Origin of the sequence: Pseudomonas sp. EL_65y_Pfl1_R83, from assembly GCF_963970695.1 — a bacterium.
Taxonomy (GTDB): Bacteria; Pseudomonadota; Gammaproteobacteria; order Pseudomonadales; family Pseudomonadaceae; genus Aquipseudomonas; species Aquipseudomonas tritici.
The window spans coordinates 284,017-304,080 of sequence record NZ_CAXAQI010000007.1 but is presented as its reverse complement, the minus strand read 5'-3'; the positions used below and the strand labels follow the sequence as shown (position 1 = coordinate 304,080).

Below are 20,064 nucleotides of genomic sequence, written 5' to 3'. Positions count from 1 at the left end.
AGGTCTCCTTAGCTCAGGCGCAGGCGACTGGCGCCGACCAGCTGGTTGTAGATCAGGTACAGCACCACGGTGGCCAGCAACAGCAAGCCACCCAACGCCGTCGCCATGCCCCAGTTGATGCTGGTGTTGGTGTAGAACGCCACGAAGTAGCTGACCATCTGATCGTTCGGGCTGCCCAGCAGTGCCGGGGTGATGTAGTAACCAATTGCCAGGATGAACACCAACAGGCAACCGGCGCCCACGCCGGCGTAGGTCTGCGGGAAGTACACGCGCCAGAAGCTGGCGAACGGATGACAGCCCAGGGAAATCGCTGCGCGCATATAAGTGGGCGAAATACCCTTCATCACGCTGTAGATCGGCAGGATCATGAACGGCAGCAGAATATGCACCATGGAGATGTAGACCCCGGTGCGGTTGAACACCAGTTCCAGAGGTGTATCGATCAGGCCCACGCCCATCAGTGCACTGTTGATCAGGCCGCCGGATTGCAGCAGTACGATCCACGCCGCTACTCGCACCAGGATCGAGGTCCAGAACGGCAGCAACACCAGGATCATCAGCAAGTTGCTTTTGCGCGCCGGCAAATTGGCCAGCAAATAGGCCAGAGGATAGGCCAGCAGCAGGCAGAGGGTGGTGATCACCAGGCCCATCCAGAAGGTGCGCGCAAAAATGTCCAGGTAGATCGCCTGGTCTGGCGTGGCCGGCGCCACTTCGCCGAGGTCGTCGATGCGGTGATCGACGGCCGCCAACAAATAGAACGGCGTCAGGCTGCTGGTATTGCGCCGGATCGCCTGCCAGTAAGCGGGGTCGCCCCAGCGTTCGTCGAGGTTTTCCAACGCTTCTTTATAAGAGGCCGGCGTTTCGCTGAACGGCAGCGCCCGCGCGGTTTTGGTCAGCAGGCTGCGGTAGCCGGCCAGTTCCATGTTGAGGCGCTTGGACAGGTCGCCCAAGGTCTGGTTTTTGCGCGCTTCGCCCAAGTCCTCACTGAGGGCCTGATACACCGGCTCGCCCGGCAGACCACGACCATCCCAGGCCGTCACCGCCACCACCGTGCGCGGCAAACCGCCCACCACTTCCGGGTTGCCGACGCTTTTGACCAGCAGTGCGACAATCGGCACCAGGAACACCAGCAGCAAAAACAGCACCAACGGCGCAATCAAGGCCTGGGCCTTCCAGCGGTTGAGCCGCTCGGCACGCGCCAGGCGCTGCTTGAGGGTAGGGCTATTGACCTCGTTCGAGGGAACGGCGATGGCCATGGCTGACTCCGAAAAACTGAAAAAAGACTACACCTATGGCTGGGCTCTGATTTGCAGTGAGCGGGCTTGCCCGCTCACTACAACAAACCTATCCACCACAGCAGGCGGTGTTACTTGGCAGCCCAGGAGTTGAAGCGCTGCTCGAGCTGCTCACCGTTATCCGCCCAGAAGCTCACGTCGATCTGCACCTGGTTGGCGATGTTTTCCGGGGTGGTCGGCATATCCTTGAGGATGTCCTTGGCCAGCAACGGTACGGCTTGGGTGTTGGCCGGGCCGTAGGCGATGTTTTCCGAGTAGATCTTCTGCTGCTGCGGTTGCACCGAGAACGCAATGAATTTCTTCGCTGCTTCGGCACGGTCCTTGGCCAAGCCTTTAGGAATGGCCCATGCGTCGAAGTCGTAGATGCCGCCGTTCCACACCACTTTCAGGTTGCTTTCTTTTTGCACAGCGGCGATGCGGCCGTTGTAGGCCGAGCTCATCACTACGTCACCCGAGGCCAGGTATTGCGGCGGTTGTGCACCCGCTTCCCACCACTGGATCGACGGTTTGAGTTCGTCGAGTTTCTTGAACGCACGGTCCTGGCCATCTTTGCCGGCCAACACTTTATAGACGTCCTTCGGCGCGACGCCGTCTGCCATCAAGGCGAATTCCAGGGTGTACTTGGCGCCTTTACGCAGGCCACGCTTGCCCGGGAATTTCTTGGTGTCCCAGAAGTCTGCCCAACTGGTGGGTGCCGTGGAGAGCTTGTCGGCGTTGTAGGCCAACACGGTCGACCATACGAAGAAGCCTACGCCGCACGGCTGGATCGCACCCTTCACGTAGTCGGCGGTGTTGCCGAACAGTTTCGGGTCCAGCGGTTCGAACATGTCCTCGTCGCAGCCACGGGACAGCTCCGGGGATTCCACTTCCACCAGGTCCCAGGACACGCTCTTGGTGTCGACCATGGCTTTGACCTTGGCCATTTCACCGTTGTACTCACCGGCGACGATCTTGCCGTTGCCCGCGCTTTCCCACGGTGCGTAGAAAGCTTTGACCTGGGCCGCCTTATTCGCGCCACCAAAGGACACGATCGTCAGGTCCGGGCCTGCCATGGCCTGTGTCGCGCCCATCAAGCTCAAGGCCAGGGCTGAATATTTAAGGGATCTCAACATTGTTGTTCTCTCCACGTGCAGGGTTGGTGAAGCCATGGGGGCGATCAGTTCGCCTCTAGAAGTGGGTCGAGTGCGCGAACGTGCTCGACTTGCCAGCCAATCGGTACCACGTCGCCGACCGCCAATGCTGGGTCCAGCTCGGCAATCGGTTGTTTCACAAAAAAATCGGCTTTGCCGCAGACTTCCAGGCGCACACGCACGTGGTCGCCCAGGTAGATGAATTCCGCCACGCGCCCGGAGAAGCGGTTGACGCAGCTTTCGCTGGAACCATTGAGGCTGACGCGTTCCGGGCGCACCGACAGGGTCACCGGGCCGCCGATCTGGCCGACGTTGACCGCCAGTGCCTCGACCTTCTCGCCACGTGCCAGCTCCACCACGCAGCGCTCGCCGGTGTGGCTGTGCAGACGACCATTGAGGCGGTTGTTCTCGCCGATGAAGTTGGCAACAAAGGTGTTCTTCGGTTCTTCGTACAAGGTGCGCGGCGCGGCGATCTGCTGGATTTCGCCCTGGTGGAACACCGCCACGCGGTCAGACATGGTCAGCGCTTCGCCTTGGTCGTGGGTCACGTACACCACGGTCACGCCGAGGCGCTGGTGCAGGTGCTTGATCTCCATCTGCATGTGTTCGCGCAGTTGCTTGTCGAGGGCGCCGAGGGGTTCGTCCATCAGTACCAGTTGCGGCTCGAACACCAACGCACGGGCCAGGGCCACGCGCTGTTGCTGGCCGCCGGAGAGTTGCGCCGGATAACGCTGGGCGAAGGCGTCGAGCTGGACCATGCTCAGCACGCGTTTGACCCGCTCGCTGACATCGGTCTTGCTCAAGCCGCGCACCGACAGCGGGAACGCCAGGTTCTCGGCGACGGTCATGTGCGGGAACAGCGCGTAGTTCTGGAACACCATGCCGATGTCGCGCTTGTGCGGCGGCACATTGTTGATGGAGCGTCCGGCCAGCTGGATCTCGCCTGCCGTCGGCGTTTCAAAACCGGCCAGCATCATCAGGCTGGTGGTCTTGCCCGAACCGGAAGGCCCGAGCAAGGTGAGGAACTCGCCCTTGCGAATCTCCAGGTTGAGGTCTTTGACGATCAGGTTCTCGCCGTCGTAGCTCTTCTGCACGCCACGAAAGCTGACCAGCACATCATTTGAATCCACCTCGCTCATACCCGCACCTTTGTGTTTTGGACTGCTGTGAGACAAGCGTAGTCCAGGCGCGAGCCCCCCGGAAATCGGGGGCCAGGAGAGAATCGCATCAGCCGGATGGAAGGTTTGGGGTAGGGATTGCCCTACAACGATGGCGGGGATGGGACAGTGCAACGGCGCGATACGCCGGAAATGGCTTCAGCGCATCTCACCGGTAGTCGCAAACAGGCATGTCATCACAACAACTTGTGCTCCATGGCGTACTTCACCAGTTCAGCCAGCGAAGTGATATGGAGTTTTTGCATCAACCGCGCCTTGTGGGTGCTGATGGTCTTGCTGCTCAACGCCAACTGCTGGGCGATGTCGTTGACGTTGGCGCCCTGGGCCAAGCGTTCGAATACCGAGAACTCGCGCTCCGACAGCAACGAATGCAGCGGCCGGGTATCGGTGAGGCCCACTTCGAAAACCATGCGGTCCGCCAGGTCCGGGTCGATATAACGCCCACCGGCCGCCACCTTGCGAATTGCCGTGAGCAACAGCGCCGGGTCGCTGTCCTTGGTGGCATAGCCGGCGGCGCCGACCTTCAAGGCACGGGCGGCCATTTGCGCTTCGTCGTGCATCGACAGCACGAGGATCGCCGGCGGATTGTTCAGCGCACGGATGCGTGCAATCGCCTCCAGGCCGTTGACGCCAGGCATTGAGATATCCAGCAGCACCACTTCACACGGCACATGGCGCAAGGTCTCCAGCAGTTGCTCGCCATTGCTCGCTTCGCCAACGACCAACAGGTCTTTGGCCAGGCCGATCAATTGCTTGATGCCTTCACGAACGATGGTGTGGTCTTCGGCTACCAGTACGCGGATCACAGGGACTTCCTCTTGGTGTTATGCATCCAACGGCACCGTGACACTCAGGGTGGTGCCCTCCCCCAATTCGCTGTCCAGGCTCAGTTGCCCGCCCATGATCAGCACCCGCTCGCGCATGCCCACCAGGCCAAACGACACAGGGCGCCCCTGAACCTGGACGAAACCGACGCCATCATCGCTGATGGTCAGCCGCAAACCGGCGCCCTCGACGGCGAGGGTCAGCTCCACAGTATGCGCCTGGGCATGACGCATCACATTGGTCAGCGCCTCCTGCAGGATCCGGAACAGGCCAATGGCCTTGGCATCGCTGAGGGCCGGCAGGTTATCCGGGACTTGTACCAGACAGGGAATTTGCGTGCGGGCTTCGAAACGCCGGGCCTGCCATTCAATGGCCGAGGCAATGCCGGCATCGAGAATCGGCGGGCGCAGCGCCGTCGCCACATCGCGCACCAGCTGGAATAGCTGCGCGATCAGGCGCTTCATGCTGTTCAAGCGGTCGTGCAAACCGGGGTCGAGTTGCGCATAGCTCAGCTCGCACATTGAGGTCTCGAGCTTGAGCACCGTGAGCATTTGCCCAAGCTCGTCGTGCACCTCACGGGCGATCCGCGCCTTTTCTTCTTCGCGCACGGTTTCCAGGTGGGCGGACAGCTCGCGCAATTGCGCTTCACTTTGCAGCAAGGCCGTCAGGGTACGGCGTAGCTCAGTGACATCGTTGAGGTAGACCACCAGGTATTCGGCCTCGGCAAAACGCAGGAAGCTCAAGGACACGTTGGTCGGCAGGATGCTGCCGTCAGCACGCTGGCAATCGGTGGCGAAATTCTGCGGACCGTCTTCGCTGGCCCGCGCGCGCTTCCACAGGTTGAGCCAGCGGTCCATATGCAGGCTTGGATCAAGGTCAACCAGCGGCCGCTCGATCAGCGCACCGGGGCCGTAGCCGAGCATGCTCTCGGCCGCACGATTGGCGTAGCGCACATGGCTGTCCCAGTTGACCCAGAGGATGCCGACAGTGCTTTGGTCGATAGAAAATTGCGTCAACCGCAAGGCTTCGGCACCGGCGGCGCGGGCCGTGCTTTCTTCGCGGGCGGCCAGCAAGCCGTGTTCCAGCACACGCTGCTGGCGACGCTGCCAAAACACGACAGCCAGGCTGGCGAGCAGCAACAGCCCCAGCAACAGGCAGAGGTTTTGCCACAGCCCTGGGGATGCTGTGAGGTGTGGGTATTTAGGTTGCAGCCAGCGGCTGTGCAGTTGGTCAAGGTCGCGTGCGGGGATGGCGCGCAAGGCGCTTTCCATGATGCTGGCCAATTCTGGCCATTCCCGCCGCGTAGCCACCCGCAGCAATTGCGGCAGACCAATATCGCCCACCACCGCCAGCCCGGCGAATTCCGCTTCGCCGGACAGACGGCTCAATTGCGCTTCGTCCACCACCGCGTAGCGTGCCTGCCGGCTCACCAGCAACTGCAGAGCCTGGCGCTCCATGGGCACGCCTTGAAGATTGAGGCCGGGGTAGGTGCTGCGCAGGTAATCGGCCACAGCGCTGGGCATGCGCACGGCGACGCGGGATTGCTCATCGAGTTTCTCCAACTCCACGGCCCCACCGCCATCGCGGATACCGACAATGTGCTGCGGCACGCGCATATAAGGGTCGGTGAACAACCACAGACGCAAACCGGCAGGGGTTTGTTGCAGGCCGGGGGCGATGTCCACTTCGCCATCGCGTACGGCGGCTTCCAATTGCTCCTGGTTGGGGAAGTTGCGCCAGGTCAGCTCGATGTTCAGCGCCTTGGCTAACCATTGCATCAACTCGACATTGGCCCCGGACAGCCGCTGCAAACGCCGGTCGTATTGCGCGTAAGGTGCCTGCAACACCAGGCCCACCCGCAGCTCCGGGTGCTGGGCCAGCCATTCGCGTTGCTGTACATCGAGCTGCGCCTGGGGAACGGCGGGCGCAGGGGCGGCGTTTGCCATCAAGGCAAGGCACATACAGCCGATAACCAGCAGACAGCGAAAACCCATGATCCACGCCTCACATCACTGACAAACACTGACCAACCCATTAGGCTGCTGGAATCACTTCTGGCCGGGAATTAACGATGCCCTTTTTCCACCGTTCGGCACTGCCAGCATTGTGCCTGTCGCTGCTTTTTACCAGTGCCTTTTCTGTACAGGCCGCTGACGCCCCAGAGCCTGCCGCAGAAAAACCCGTCGAGCGCCAGCCTCTGCCTGAGCGCAGCCTGGCAGAAGCCAGCGCCCTGGAACGCAAAATCCCGCAACAGGAGCAGCAACAATTACAGGCCGGCAGCGATTCATTCCTCGCCCTGTGGAAACCGGCCAACAGTGCCGAACCCGAAGGTGTGGTGATTCTCGTACCGGGCGCCGGAGAGAATGCTGACTGGCCGCAAGCGATCAGTCCGTTGCGGCACAAATTGCCGGATGCCAACTGGGGCAGCCTCAGCCTGTCGTTGCCGGACGTGAGCGTGGACACCCTGCCGCCGCGTGTGATGGAAGCGCCCAAGGCCACCGTCGATGCCAGCAGCAAGGAAGCGAGCACCGCCGACAAACCCATCGAGCAGGCTGCCAGCGCTGAGGCCGAGGGCACTGACCCGGCAGTGGTTCCTGGGGCCGACGAGCAGGACAAGACCGATGCTTCGCGCATCTTTGCCCGCATCGATGCCGCCGTGGCCTTCGCCCAGACCCAGAGTGCGCGCAGTGTGGTGCTGCTCGGCCATGGCACCGGCGCCTGGTGGGCGGCGCGCTATTTGAGCGAGAAGCAGCCGTCCCAGGTGCAGAAGTTCGTCATGGTCGCGGCGCAGACGCCAACCGGGCGCCATCCGGACATCCAGCAACTGGCCCCCGGCCTGAAGCTGCCGACCGCCGACGTGTTCTATCAAGACGACCCTCAGACACGCAAAAACGCCCTGGCCCGCGCCCAGGCGGCCAAGCGTTTGAAGAATGACGGTTATAAACAGGTGTCGCTGAAAACCTTGCCCGGTAACAGCGCGGCTGAGCAGGAGCAGTTGTATCGACGGGTTCGCGGGTGGTTGAGTCCGCAGGCGACGACTGACTGAAACCGGATTGGCAACCCGGTCGAAATGTGGAAGCGGGCTTGCCTGCGATGGCGGACTATCAGTGCCAAAGGCATTGCTGACCCGCCGCTATCCCAGGCAAGCGAGCGCCCACAGTAGATCGGGTTTTCACGCAAAAATAATCAGCGGAAATCCCGCCGCTCGCGAATCAACGCATAAGCGCTATGCAATTCGCGAGTACGTTCGGTCGCCTCACGCACTTGCGCAGCGCTCGCGCCACTGCCGGCAACCTTGTCCGGGTGATGGCGGCTGAGCAGGCGGCGATAAGCCTGCTTGATCACCGACGGTTCGGTGGTGGCCGTCACACCCAGCACGCGCAACGCGTCCTGATAGGTAGGCCCCCGACTGACCAGCGGCTTACGCTCCGGTGTGTAGTCGGCCGCCAACGCCTGGAGCTGTTGCGGCGTCCAGCCCAGCCATTTGCCCCACAAGTCGATCAAGTCACGCTCGGCGTCATCCGCCTTGCCGTCTGCCCAGGCCATGCGCCAGCACGCACGCAATACACCTTCGGCCGCGTGGGGTTGCGCCTTGAGCACCCGCAGATAGCGGCGTACCCGGTCGGAGCCGGACTTGCCACGATTGAACGCTGCGATAGCACGACGTTGGGCTGACTCGGTCATGTCCAGCGAGCGCATCTCCTGGCGCGCCTGTTGAATATGGCCGTCCACCACGCGCCCATTGCTCTTGGCCAAACGCCCCAGCAACACAAACAACAGCTCGTCATTGCGCAACGCCGGGCGCCCGCCCAGCCGCTCGCGCAACTGCGCCCAGCTTTGCAGTTGCAGGCGACGGTCCAGCGCCTGCCCCAACAGCGCACCCAACAAGGCCCCCGGAATACTGGCTATGGCAAAGCCAGCCCCCGCGCCGATCAGCGTCCCTGGCCACAGCATGTTACTGCCCCGCTGTCAGCAGGGTTTCGACTTGCGCCAGGCGCTCCAGCGTACCGACATCAATCCAGCGTCCCGCCATGTGCTCCCCCGTTACCAGACCTTTAGCCATGGCCGCCCGCAGCAGCGGCGCCAGCTTGAAGGCACCCGCACTGCAACCCGCGAACAACGTGGGGTCGAGCACTGAAATGCCACTGAAGGTCAGGTTATCGGCACCGGCCGCAGCATCATGAAGCAAACCTTGATCAAGGTAGAAATCGCCACCTGAAGGGTGATGCGCCGGGTTGTCGACCATCACCAGATGGGCTAGGCCCTTGAGCGGTCGCTTGAGTGGGGTGAAGTCGTAGTCGGTCCAGATATCGCCATTGACCACCAGGAAGGGTTCGTCGCCCAGCAACGGCAATGCCTGGAAAATCCCACCGCCGGTTTCCAGCGGCTCGCCCTCGGGGGAGTAACGGATGCGCAAGCCAAACTGCGCGCCGTCCCCCAGATAACATTCAATCTGCTGGCCGAGCCAGGCATGGTTGATCACGATGTCAGTGAAGCCGGCCTTGGCCAGCGCCTCCAAGTGATACTCGATCAGACGCTTGCCGCCGGCCTGCACCAGCGGCTTGGGCGTGTGCAACGTGAGCGGACGCATCCGCTCACCTTTGCCAGCGGCCAGGATCATCGCCTTCATACGCTCACCTGCGCAGGTGGGCGCAGACTGGCCAGCAATTCACCCAGCTCGCTCAACTCCGAACGGTCCGCCAACACCGCGTCTATATAAGCAAAGAAGCGCGGCACATCGGCCAGGTAGCGTGGCTTGCCGTCACGATGGCAGATGCGCGCGAAGATACCGATGACCTTGAGGTGGCGCTGCACGCCCATCAGGTCGCTGGCACGCAGGAAGTCTTCGAAATCGGCCTGCACCGGGATGCCCAGTCTTACCGCGCGCTCCCAATAGCCGCGCTGCCATTCCCGCACGCGGGCCTGGGGCCAACTGAGGAAGGCGTCCTTGAACAGGCAGGTGATGTCGTAGGTCACCGGGCCGTAGACCGCATCCTGAAAATCCAGCACGCCGGGGTTCGGCTCGCTGATCATCAGGTTGCGTGGCATATAGTCGCGGTGCACCAACACCTTCGGCTGCGCCAGGGCACTGTTGATCAGGTGGTCACTGACGCGCTGCCAGAGCGCTTGTTGTTGCGTATCGAGTTCGATACCCAGATGGCGACGCACGTACCACTCCGGAAACAATTCGAGCTCACGACGGAGTAAGGCCACGTCATAGCTTGGCAATGGCGCGTCCATCGGCAACTGCTGGAACGCCAGCAAGGCATCGATGGCTTGGACAAACAATGGGTCGGCGTTTTTGTCGTCAATCACGTCCAGATAGGTTTTTCTGCCCAGGTCATTGAGCAAAAGAAAGCCTCGCGGCAAATCTTCTGCATAAATTTTTGGAACATTTATCCCTGACTTCGCCAGCAAATGTGCGATATCGACGAAAGGTTTGCAGTTTTCCTGGGGGGGTGGCGCATCCATTACCACGAATGTATGACCACCGCCTTCCCAACGGAAGTAGCGCCTGAAACTCGCGTCGCTGCTGGCCGCGGTCAATGTGGCCGGGGGTACAGCACCCCAGCCTTGAGCGTTGAAAAGGATCGGCAACTGCTCATCCAGCCAGACTTCCAGCTGTTGTAAACGTAGATCTTGCTCTGGCATTACAAGGGTCTCCGACGGCGCTAGCCGTCAAGCGGGGCATGCTTTATTATCACGCATCTTTTTCAGACCATCGAGAGGCGTGCGGCCCAAACCGCGGGCAGATGGCACGCAGGAAGCCCGGACTAATAAGATGGCATTGAAATCCCCCGCGTTTCGTAGAAAATTTCCGTTGCTGGTAACCGGCAGTCTGCTGGCCTTGCAACCCTTCGCCACCTCATTCGTGGTCGCCGCGGAACAGTATGACTGCTCAGTCTCTGCTTCGGGTGCCTGGGATTGCGCGCCGAAAACCGCCGCAGCCCCTCTGCCACCACGCCCGGTGCATGACGGCGCAGCCGTCAGCTCCGCCAACAGCACGGCGCAAGCCGAGGCTGGCGGCAAAGCCGAGGCCGTGCCGCAGACCGCACTGGTCACCGACTCCAAGGGCCGTGGCCTGCGCTCGCGCAGCGCCGACTACAGCCACCTGGACTGGGTACCGCGCGACAAGCTGACCGCAGCGCAGTTGGCCGAAACCGGCCCGTATTGCGGCGGTGCGTACATCGAGCCGATTCGTCCTGGCATGAACGACAAGACGAACAAGAGCGATGCGCCCACCTTCATCGGTGCCAAAGCCTCGCGTTACGAGCAGGAGTCGCAAGTCGCGACCCTGGCCGGTGACGTCGTCATGCGCCAGGGCAGCATGCAGATGGAGTCCGAAGAAGCCAGCCTGTACCAGGCCGAGAACCGTGGCGAGCTGAATGGCAAAGTCCGTCTGCGCGACAACGGTGCACTGATCGTCGGCGACCATGCCGAAGTGCAACTCGACACCGGCGCCGCCCAGATCGACAACGCCGAATACGTGCTGCACAAGTCGCGTATCCGCGGTAACGCGCTGTACGCCAAGCGTGCCGAAAACGCGATCATCCGTCTCAAGGACGGCACGTACACGACGTGCGAGCCAGACAGCAACGCCTGGCAGCTGCGAGGCAACAACATCACGTTGAACCCGGCAACCGGCTTCGGTACGGCGACCAACGCGACATTGCGGATCAAGAACATCCCGATCCTGTACACCCCTTACATCTATTTCCCGATCGACGACCGTCGTCAATCCGGCTTCCTGCCACCGAGCTTCAGCAGCGGCAGCGAAAACGGCTTTACCCTGGTTACGCCTTACTACTTCAACCTGGCGCCAAACTACGACGCCACGTTGTACCCGCAATACATGACCAAGCGCGGCATGATGATGGAAGGCGAATTCCGCTACCTCACCAAGTCTAGCGAAGGCCAGTTCGGCGGCGCGTACCTGAACGACGACAACGACGAGCGCAGCAAGCAGACCGATTACGAAAAAACCCGCTACATGCTCAACTGGCAACACAAGGGCGGGTTGGATTCGCGTGTAATGACCCAGGTCGACTACACAACGATCAGCGACCCTTACTTCTTCCAGGACCTCAAGTCCAACCAGGAAGGCGTCGAAAGCCGAGACTACGTCAACCAGCAGGGTTCCGTGACGTATCGCGGTGACACCTTCCAGGCTCGCCTGAACCTTCAGGCCTACCAGTTGGCAACGATCTCCCAGATCACCCCGTATGACCGCCTGCCGCAGATCACCTTCAACGGTCAGCTGCCATACCACCCTGGCGGCCTGAACTTCAGCTACGAGACCGAAGCCGTGCGCTTCGACCGTGACCTGGAGAACGGATTCTTCAAGGATCAGGATGGCGTAGCAACACGCCGCCTGGATACCTACGTCACGGGCCTGACCCGCGCGAACGGTACTCGCCTGAACGTAGCGCCGGCCGTCGAATACCCGATGAACTGGACCTACGGCTTTGTTACGCCGAAACTCAAGTACGTCTACACCAAGTACGATCTGGACCTGGACAGCATTGGCAAGAACGACATCATTGCCGCTCAAGCTGCAGCCACCCCGGCCAACCCGTACGCAGGCGGCACGTTCAAAAGCTCCCAGGACCGTGCGGTTCCGGTGGCCAGCGTCGACAGCGGCCTGTACTTCGACCGCAATACCAACTGGTTCGGCAAAGACTACCGCCAGACCCTCGAACCACGTGCGTTCTACCTGTATGTGCCGAACAAGGACCAGGCTGACATCCCGGTCTTCGACACCAGCGAGTACTCGTTCAGCTACGCGTCGTTGTTCCGCGACAACCGTTTCAGCGGCTCCGACCGTATCGGCGACGAGAACAAGCTGTCGCTGGGCTTGACCAGCCGCTGGATCGAAGACAACGGTTTCGAGCGTCAGCGCGTAGCCGTGGGCCAGGCGCTGTACTTCAAGGATCGTGAAGTTCAACTGCCGGGCATCCTCGCCGCCGACCGTGCCGATGCACAGTCGGACGTATCGCCAGTCGCCCTGGACTACGAGTTCCGCTTCAACCGCGATTGGCGCGCCACGGCCGACTACAACTGGGACACCGAGGAACACAGTCCTCGTTCCGGCAGCGCGATGCTTCACTACCAGCCGGAAGACAACCCGAACAAGATCATCAACGTCGGTTATCGCTATCGTAACGACCAGGTCGTCTACAACCAGCTGACCGGCAAATGGCAGTTCGGCGGTGACTACGGCCAGCCAGGCGACGCGAACTTCGTGAAGGATTACTACAAAATCCAGCAACACGACTTCTCGATGATGTGGCCGATCATTCCTCAGTGGAACCTGATCACCCGCTGGCAGTATGACTACGCTCGCAACCGTACGCTGGAAGCCTTCGGTGGTTTCGAGTACGACAACTGCTGCTGGAAACTGCGCGTCATCAACCGCTACTGGGTTTCCAACGACGAATACAGCCAGATCGCCCCGCTTAACGAAAAGGGTGACCACGGGCTCTTCCTGCAGATCGTCCTCAAAGGACTCGGCGGCCTGACCGGCGCCAAGGTAGAGAGCTTCCTCGACAAAGGCATTGAAGGTTATCGTGAACGTGAAAACCAAGCTTTCTGATTGTCTGCGCCCGCTAGTGCTGGGCGCGCTGTTCCTGGGGACCGCATCGGCACACGCTGCGGTTCAACAGCTGGATAAGGTAGTGGCCATCGTCGATAACGACGTGATCATGCAGAGCCAACTGGACCAACGCGTCAAGGAAGTCCAGCAAACCATCGCCAAACGTGGCGGTGGCGTGCCACCGACCAGCGTCTTGGACCAACAGGTTCTGGAGCGCCTGATCGTCGAAAACCTGCAATTGCAGATCGGTGATCGTTCCGGCATCCGTATTTCGGACGAGGAACTGAACCAGGCGGTAGGCACCATTGCCCAGCGCAACAATATGAGCATTGATCAGTTCCGTGCAGCACTGGCCCACGACGGTTTGTCCTATGAGGACGCCCGTGACCAGATCCGCCGTGAAATGATCATCAGCCGTGTGCGTCAGCGCCGTGTCGCCGAGCGGGTTCAAGTGTCCGAGCAGGAAGTGAAGAACTTTCTGGCGTCGGACCTTGGCAAGATGCAGCTTTCCGAAGAACTGCACCTGGCCAACATCCTGATCCCGACACCGGACAGCTCGAACTCCGAGCAGCTCAATGCAGCCGCCGCTAAAACCCAGGCTATTTATGATCGTTTGAAGGCCGGTGCTGACTTCGCCCAAATGGCGATCGCCCAGTCGGGCAGCGACAACGCCCTCGAAGGCGGTGATATGGGCTGGCGTAAGGCTGCTCAGTTGCCTCCACCGTTCGACCGCGAGCTGAGCGCTATGGAAGTGGGTGGCATTACTCAGCCAGCCCGTACCCCAGGCGGTTTCATCATTCTCAAGTTGCTGGAAAAACGCGGTGGCGAGACCTCGCTGAAAGACGAAGTACACGTTCGTCACATCCTGGTCAAACCAAGCGAAATCCGCACCGAAGCCCAAACCAAGGAACTGGCCCAGAAGATCTATGACCGCATCGAAAGCGGTGAAGACTTCGCCACCCTGGCCAAAAGCTTCTCGGAAGACCCGGGTTCTGCTCTCAACGGCGGCGACCTGAACTGGATCGACCCGAAAGCCTTGGTGCCAGAGTTCCAGCAAGTGATGGCCGATACTCCGCAAGGTGTGCTGTCCAAGCCGTTCAAGACCCAATATGGCTGGCATGTGCTGGAAGTCCTTGGCCGTCGCGCCACCGACAACACCAGCCAGGCCCGCGAGCAACAAGCACTGAACGTATTGCGTAACCGAAAATACGACGAAGAGCTGCAAACCTGGCTGCGTCAGATCCGCGACGAAGCCTACGTTGAGAACAAGCTGCCAGGCGCCGAGCAAACAGGCACCGACCAGGCTACTCAGTGAAACCCCAGCGTTTCGCGGTGACACCCGGCGAGCCGGCCGGCATTGGTCCTGACCTGTGCCTGCTGCTCGCCTCGCAATCCCAGCCATACCCCCTGATCGCCATTACCAGCCGCGACCTGCTCCTCGAGCGGGCCGCGCAACTGGGTGTGGCCGTCAATTTGCTGGACGTGGCGCCGGGTTACTGGCCCGACCTGCCCGCTCCCGCCGGCAGCTTGTATGTGTGGGACACGCCGCTGCAGGCCAAGGTAGTGGCCGGGCAACTGGACAAGGCCAATGCGGCGTTCGTGCTGGAAACCCTGACTCGCGCAGGGCAAGGCTGCATCGACGGCGACTTCGCCGGCATGATCACCGCCCCAGTGCACAAGGGCGTGATCAATGAGTCTGGCATCGCCTTTTCCGGCCATACCGAATTCCTCGCCGAGCTGACCCACACCGCTCAAGTCGTCATGATGCTGTCCACGCGCGGCCTGCGAGTCGCCTTGGTGACCACGCACCTGCCCCTGCGTGAGATTGCGGACGCCATCACTGCCGAACGTTTGGAGCGTGTGACGCGCATCCTGCATGCCGACCTGCAACAGAAATTCGGCATTGCCCAACCGCGCATCCTGGTCTGTGGGCTCAACCCCCACGCGGGTGAAGGCGGCCACTTGGGCCATGAAGAAATCGACATCATCGAACCAACCTTGGAGCGTCTGCGCCAAGAAGGCATGGACCTGCGTGGCCCACTGCCTGCGGACACTCTGTTTACCCCCAAATATCTGGAGCACTGCGACGCAGTGCTGGCGATGTACCACGACCAGGGGCTGCCGGTGCTTAAATACAAAGGCTTCGGCGCCGCCGTCAACGTGACACTGGGCCTGCCGATCATCCGGACGTCCGTCGACCATGGCACTGCCCTGGACCTGGCGGGCAGCGGCAAGATCGATACCGGCAGCCTGCACGTGGCCCTGGAAACCGCCTATCAGATGGCCGAGACCCGTATATGACCGAGCATTACCAACACCGGGCGCGTAAGCGCTTCGGGCAAAACTTCCTGCATGACGCTGGCGTGATCGACCGTATCCTGCGCTCTATCCATGCCAAGCCCGAAGACCGTCTGCTGGAAATCGGCCCGGGCCAGGGCGCACTGACCAAAGGTCTGCTTAACAGTGGCGGCCAACTGGATGTGGTTGAGTTGGACAAGGACCTGATCCCGATCCTCAACCAGCAGTTCGCTGACAAGCCGAACTTCAACCTGCACCAGGGCGATGCACTGAAGTTTGACTTCAACAGCCTCAACGCAGCGCCCAACAGCCTGCGGGTGGTGGGCAACCTGCCATACAACATCTCCACGCCGCTGATCTTCCACCTGCTGAACAACGCCGGGATCATCCGCGACATGCACTTCATGCTGCAAAAGGAAGTGGTCGAGCGCCTGGCTGCAGGGCCTGGTGGTGGCGATTGGGGTCGTTTGTCGATCATGGTTCAGTACCACTGCCGCGTCGAACACCTGTTCAACGTCGGGCCCGGCGCGTTCAACCCACCGCCGAAGGTCGACTCGGCCATCGTGCGCCTGGTGCCTCACGCCGTGCTGCCCCACCCGGCCAAGGATCACAAATTGCTGGAGCGCGTCGTACGCGAAGCGTTCAACCAGCGCCGCAAAACCTTGCGCAATACACTCAAGAACCTCTTGAGCACCGCTGAAATCGAAGCTGCTGGTGTCGACGGCAGCCTGCGCCCAGAGCAACTGGACCTCGCGGCGTTCGTGCGCCTGGCCGACCAGCTTGCCATCCAGCCTGCGCCAGCCGCGGGCTGAAGTCGGCCGTACCTGGGCCAGACACCATGTCTGGCCTAGTGCCCCGCTCTTGGCCTAGACTGACCCGCATCTGCTGTCCTCCGCTTTTGCTTTTAAGGCCTCTTGCATGTCCGATCCTCGCTACCAGATCGACGTCAGCGTCGTCACCCGCTTCCTGGCGGACCAATCGCAACCTGAACATAACCGCTTCGCCTTTGCCTACACCATCACGGTGAAAAACAACGGGCTGGTGCCGGCCAAGCTGCTGTCCCGCCACTGGGTGATCACCGACGGTGACGGCCAGGTCGAAGAAGTACGCGGCGCAGGCGTGGTAGGCCAGCAACCGCTGATCGACATCGGCGCGAGCCACACCTACAGCAGCGGCACGGTGATGACCTCCAAAGTCGGCACCATGCAGGGCTCCTATCAGATGAAGGCCACCGACGGTAAATTGTTCGACGCCATCATCCCGCCCTTCCGCCTCGCCGTGCCGGGAGCCCTGCACTGATGGCGACCTATGCGGTCGGAGACCTGCAAGGGTGCCTGGAGCCCCTCAAGTGCCTGCTTGACCGCGTGGCCTTCGACCCAGCGAAAGATCGCCTGTGGCTGGTCGGTGACCTGGTCAATCGCGGCCCCGAGTCCCTCGAGACGTTGCGCTACTTATATAGCCTGCGCGATTCCCTGGTGTGCGTATTGGGCAACCACGACCTGCATCTGCTCGCGGCCGCCCATAACATTGAGCGTCTGAAAAAGGGCGATACCCTGCGGGAAATCCTCGAAGCACCAGATCGCACCGAGTTGCTCGACTGGCTTCGCCGGCAAAAAATCCTGCATTACGACGAAGGCTGCAATATGGCCTTGGTCCATGCTGGCATCCCGCCCCAGTGGACACTGAAGAAAGCCCTCAAGTGCGCCGCCGAAGTCGAAAGCGCGCTGGCCGATGACACTCTGTACACCGCCTACCTCGACGGCATGTACGGCAACGAGCCGGTGAAGTGGGACAACGACCTCACCGGCGTTGCACGCCTGCGGGTGATCACCAACTACTTCACGCGCATGCGCTTCTGCACCGCCGAGGGCAAGCTGGACCTCAAAAGCAAGGAAGGCGCCGACACCGCATTGCCGGGTTACAAGCCCTGGTTCGCGCACAAGGACCGCAAGGCCCGCGACACCCAGATCATTTTCGGTCACTGGGCGGCACTTGAAGGCCAATGCGATGAGCCCGGCGTGTTCGCCCTCGACACCGGTTGCGTGTGGGGCGGCGCCATGACCCTGATGAATATCGATACCGGCGAGCGCCAGAGCTGCCAGTGCGAACCGCCCCAACCTATCACCGCCAAGCCCTAGGAGCCCGCCATGAGCGAATTCAAACGTATCCCTCCCGAACAAGCCCAGGCCCTGCGCGAGAAAGGCGCCGTAGTGGTCGACATCCGTGACCAGCCGACTTATCTGGCCGCCCACATCCGCGGCGCCCAGCACCTGGACAACGTCAACATCGCCGATTTCATCCGCGCCGCCGACCTCGACGCGCCCGTAATCGTGGCCTGCTACCACGGCAACTCCAGCCAAAGCGCTGCGGCCTATCTGATCAGCCAGGGCTTCTCCGACGTCTATAGCCTGGATGGCGGCTTTGAACTGTGGCGTGCGACTTATCCTGCGGAAATTTCTTCAGGCAATTCGCAATAATTTTTTTAACACCCCGCTACCCCGCGTGACGCTTGGGCTCGCGCCGTTTCTGACGAACGGCGCAGCCAAACTAATTGCGCATCGCGCCTTGACCTCTCCGATTCCGAACTATCCTTAAGCGCAGGCCATCCGAATCAGGGGAGAGCCGGTACACCGGCGTGCGGGTCATCGGTAGTGTTTCAGGGTGTTTGGGGGGAAAACAGTCATTGGCGTCTGCCAATGTCTGCCAGCATCGACTGATTGATCCGGCGTCGGCTCCACGTATCGAGCGAGGTGACGACGTCATGAGTATCTTTAGCCACTTCCAACAACGCTTCGCGTCCACACAGCAAGAAGAACTCACACTGCAAGAGTATCTCGAGCTGTGCAAACAGGACCGCAGCACCTACGCGTCTGCCGCCGAACGCCTGCTACTGGCAATTGGCGAGCCGGAGCTGGTGGAAACCGCCAACAACTCGCGGCTGTCGCGAATATTCTCCAACAAGGTGATCCGCCGTTATCCGGCCTTTGAAGACTTCCACGGCATGGAAGAGTGCATTGACCAGATCGTCTCCTACTTCCGCCACGCCGCCCAGGGCCTGGAAGAGAAGAAACAGATCCTCTACCTGCTCGGCCCCGTCGGCGGCGGTAAGTCGTCCCTGGCCGAAAAACTCAAACAACTGATCGAGAAGGTGCCCTTCTACGCCATCAAGGGCTCACCGGTCTTCGAGTCGCCCCTGGGCCTGTTCAACGCCACGGAAGATGGCGCAATCCTCGAAGAAGACTTCGGCATCCCGCGTCGTTACCTCAACACCATCATGTCGCCCTGGGCCACCAAGCGCCTGGCCGAATTCGGCGGTGACATCAGCCAGTTCCGCGTGGTGAAACTCTACCCGTCCATCCTCAACCAGATCGGCGTGGCCAAGACCGAACCGGGTGACGAGAACAACCAGGATATCTCGGCACTGGTGGGCAAGGTCGATATCCGTAAACTCGAAGAATTCCCGCAAAACGACGCCGACGCCTACAGCTATTCAGGCGCACTGTGCCGCGCCAACCAGGGCCTGATGGAGTTCGTGGAGATGTTCAAGGCGCCGATCAAGGTGCTGCACCCACTGCTTACCGCGACCCAGGAAGGCAACTACAACAGCACTGAAGGGCTGGGCGCGATTCCGTTCACCGGAATCTTGCTGGCCCACTCCAATGAATCGGAATGGCACACCTTCCGTAACAACAAGAATAACGAAGCCTTCATCGATCGGATCTACATCGTCAAGGTGCCGTACTGCCTGCGCGTCAGTGATGAAATCAAGATCTACGACAAACTGCTGTTCAACAGCTCCCTGGCCAAGGCCCATTGCGCACCCGACACCCTGAAGATGCTCGCCCAGTTCACCGTGCTGTCGCGCCTCAAGGAGCCGGAGAACTCGAATATCTATTCGAAGATGCGCGTGTACGACGGTGAAAACCTCAAGGACACCGATCCCAAGGCCAAGTCGATCCAGGAATACCGCGACACGGCGGGTGTGGACGAGGGCATGAACGGCCTGTCGACGCGCTTCGCGTTCAAAATCCTGTCCAAGGTCTTCAACTTTGACCCCCACGAAATCGCCGCCAACCCGGTGCACCTGCTTTACGTGCTGGAACAGCAGATCGAACAGGAGCAATTTCAGGCGGAAACCCGCGAGCGCTACCTGCGATTCCTCAAGGAGTACCTGGCGCCGCGCTACATCGAATTCATCGGCAAGGAAATCCAGACCGCGTACCTGGAGTCCTACAGCGAGTACGGCCAGAACATCTTCGACCGTTACGTGCTGTACGCCGACTTCTGGATCCAGGACCAGGAATACCGCGACCCGGAAACCGGCGAGATCCTCAACCGCGTCGCACTCAACGAGGAGCTTGAGAAAATTGAGAAACCGGCCGGCATCAGCAATCCGAAGGATTTCCGCAACGAAATCGTCAACTTCGTGCTGCGCGCCCGGGCCAACAACAATGGCAAGAACCCGACTTGGCTCAGCTACGAGAAACTGCGAGTGGTCATCGAGAAGAAGATGTTCTCCAACACCGAGGATCTGCTGCCGGTCATCAGCTTCAACGCCAAGGCCAGCAAGGAGGATCAGCAAAAGCACAACGACTTCGTCACACGAATGGTCGAGCGCGGCTACACCGACAAACAGGTACGGCTTCTTTCGGAATGGTACCTACGGGTCCGGAAATCGCAGTGAAGCAGCTGCAAGCTTCTAGCTGAAAGCCGCAAGAGAAAAGCTATTGAACCCGTGGTTTCGC

17 protein-coding genes are annotated in these 20,064 nt (G+C 60.8%); 9 read left to right on the top strand and 8 right to left on the bottom strand.

Annotated elements, in window-relative coordinates; all coding sequences use genetic code 11:
• Nucleotides 1-8: 8 nt before the first annotated feature.
• From AACY08_RS13325 to AACY08_RS13305, 5 genes are all read right to left on the bottom strand, one after another.
• Nucleotides 9-1,256 carry an ABC transporter permease gene (locus AACY08_RS13325; protein WP_339415429.1) on the bottom strand — a complete coding sequence of 416 codons (1,248 nt, stop codon included), beginning with the start codon at nucleotides 1,254-1,256 and terminating at the stop codon, nucleotides 9-11.
• Between the two features lie 110 nt (nucleotides 1,257-1,366).
• Nucleotides 1,367-2,407 carry an ABC transporter substrate-binding protein gene (locus AACY08_RS13320; RefSeq protein ID WP_339469815.1) on the bottom strand — a complete coding sequence of 347 codons (1,041 nt, stop codon included), beginning with the start codon at nucleotides 2,405-2,407 and terminating at the stop codon, nucleotides 1,367-1,369.
• A 44-nt stretch (nucleotides 2,408-2,451) separates the two neighbouring features.
• On the bottom strand, nucleotides 2,452-3,564 hold the full coding sequence (locus tag AACY08_RS13315) for an ABC transporter ATP-binding protein (protein WP_049711272.1): 1,113 nt from the start codon (nucleotides 3,562-3,564) through the stop codon (nucleotides 2,452-2,454).
• A gap of 215 nt (nucleotides 3,565-3,779) precedes the next feature.
• The gene (locus AACY08_RS13310; RefSeq protein WP_049711271.1) at nucleotides 3,780-4,409 is read right to left on the bottom strand and encodes a response regulator; all 630 of its coding nucleotides are present in this window, start codon (nucleotides 4,407-4,409) and stop codon (nucleotides 3,780-3,782) included.
• 18 nt (nucleotides 4,410-4,427) lie between these two features.
• Nucleotides 4,428-6,422, bottom strand: a complete 1,995-nt coding sequence (locus tag AACY08_RS13305; RefSeq protein ID WP_339469814.1) for a PAS domain-containing sensor histidine kinase — start codon at nucleotides 6,420-6,422, stop codon at nucleotides 4,428-4,430.
• A gap of 77 nt (nucleotides 6,423-6,499) precedes the next feature.
• On the opposite strand from AACY08_RS13305, the gene AACY08_RS13300 reads away from it, so the two are divergent.
• The gene (locus AACY08_RS13300; RefSeq protein WP_339469813.1) at nucleotides 6,500-7,474 is read left to right on the top strand and encodes an alpha/beta hydrolase family protein; all 975 of its coding nucleotides are present in this window, start codon (nucleotides 6,500-6,502) and stop codon (nucleotides 7,472-7,474) included.
• A 140-nt stretch (nucleotides 7,475-7,614) separates the two neighbouring features.
• Here the strand turns inward: AACY08_RS13300 and AACY08_RS13295 are convergent, their stop codons facing one another.
• From AACY08_RS13295 to AACY08_RS13285, 3 genes are read right to left on the bottom strand one after another with little or no spacing between them, the layout of a single operon-like run.
• Entirely contained in the window at nucleotides 7,615-8,382 is a 768-nt protein-coding gene (locus tag AACY08_RS13295; protein WP_339469811.1) for a TerB family tellurite resistance protein, read from the bottom strand.
• A 1-nt stretch (nucleotide 8,383) separates the two neighbouring features.
• Nucleotides 8,384-9,058, bottom strand: a complete 675-nt coding sequence (murU, locus tag AACY08_RS13290) for an N-acetylmuramate alpha-1-phosphate uridylyltransferase MurU (RefSeq protein ID WP_339469810.1) — start codon at nucleotides 9,056-9,058, stop codon at nucleotides 8,384-8,386.
• Entirely contained in the window at nucleotides 9,055-10,080 is a 1,026-nt protein-coding gene (locus tag AACY08_RS13285) for an aminoglycoside phosphotransferase family protein (protein WP_339469809.1), read from the bottom strand. Before AACY08_RS13285 ends, murU begins: the two co-directional genes overlap by 4 nt.
• 130 nt (nucleotides 10,081-10,210) lie before the next feature.
• On the opposite strand from AACY08_RS13285, the gene AACY08_RS13280 reads away from it, so the two are divergent.
• The 8 genes from AACY08_RS13280 (at nucleotide 10,211) to AACY08_RS13245 (ending at nucleotide 20,003) form a co-directional block, all read left to right on the top strand.
• Complete coding sequence (locus tag AACY08_RS13280) at nucleotides 10,211-13,021, top strand: LPS-assembly protein LptD (RefSeq protein ID WP_339469807.1); 2,811 nt, start codon at nucleotides 10,211-10,213, stop codon at nucleotides 13,019-13,021.
• Nucleotides 12,996-14,336, top strand: a complete 1,341-nt coding sequence (locus tag AACY08_RS13275) for a peptidylprolyl isomerase (protein WP_339469806.1) — start codon at nucleotides 12,996-12,998, stop codon at nucleotides 14,334-14,336. Before AACY08_RS13280 ends, AACY08_RS13275 begins: the two co-directional genes overlap by 26 nt.
• Nucleotides 14,333-15,322 carry a 4-hydroxythreonine-4-phosphate dehydrogenase PdxA gene (pdxA, locus tag AACY08_RS13270; protein WP_339469804.1) on the top strand — a complete coding sequence of 330 codons (990 nt, stop codon included), beginning with the start codon at nucleotides 14,333-14,335 and terminating at the stop codon, nucleotides 15,320-15,322. The genes AACY08_RS13275 and pdxA overlap by 4 nt, the downstream gene beginning before the upstream one ends.
• Nucleotides 15,319-16,131: a 16S rRNA (adenine(1518)-N(6)/adenine(1519)-N(6))-dimethyltransferase RsmA gene (rsmA, locus tag AACY08_RS13265; RefSeq protein ID WP_339469802.1), complete on the top strand. Its 813-nt coding sequence runs from the start codon at nucleotides 15,319-15,321 to the stop codon at nucleotides 16,129-16,131. The genes pdxA and rsmA overlap by 4 nt, the downstream gene beginning before the upstream one ends.
• 106 nt (nucleotides 16,132-16,237) lie before the next feature.
• Nucleotides 16,238-16,618, top strand: a complete 381-nt coding sequence (gene apaG / locus AACY08_RS13260; RefSeq protein ID WP_339415418.1) for a Co2+/Mg2+ efflux protein ApaG — start codon at nucleotides 16,238-16,240, stop codon at nucleotides 16,616-16,618.
• A complete protein-coding gene (locus tag AACY08_RS13255; protein ID WP_339469801.1) occupies nucleotides 16,618-17,457 on the top strand; it encodes a symmetrical bis(5'-nucleosyl)-tetraphosphatase in 840 nt (279 codons plus the stop codon). The genes apaG and AACY08_RS13255 overlap by 1 nt, the downstream gene beginning before the upstream one ends.
• Before the next feature lie 9 nt (nucleotides 17,458-17,466).
• Nucleotides 17,467-17,796: a thiosulfate sulfurtransferase GlpE gene (glpE, locus tag AACY08_RS13250; protein WP_065871790.1), complete on the top strand. Its 330-nt coding sequence runs from the start codon at nucleotides 17,467-17,469 to the stop codon at nucleotides 17,794-17,796.
• A 284-nt stretch (nucleotides 17,797-18,080) separates the two neighbouring features.
• The gene (locus tag AACY08_RS13245; protein ID WP_003194732.1) at nucleotides 18,081-20,003 is read left to right on the top strand and encodes a PrkA family serine protein kinase; all 1,923 of its coding nucleotides are present in this window, start codon (nucleotides 18,081-18,083) and stop codon (nucleotides 20,001-20,003) included.
• Nucleotides 20,004-20,064: the final 61 nt, after the last annotated feature.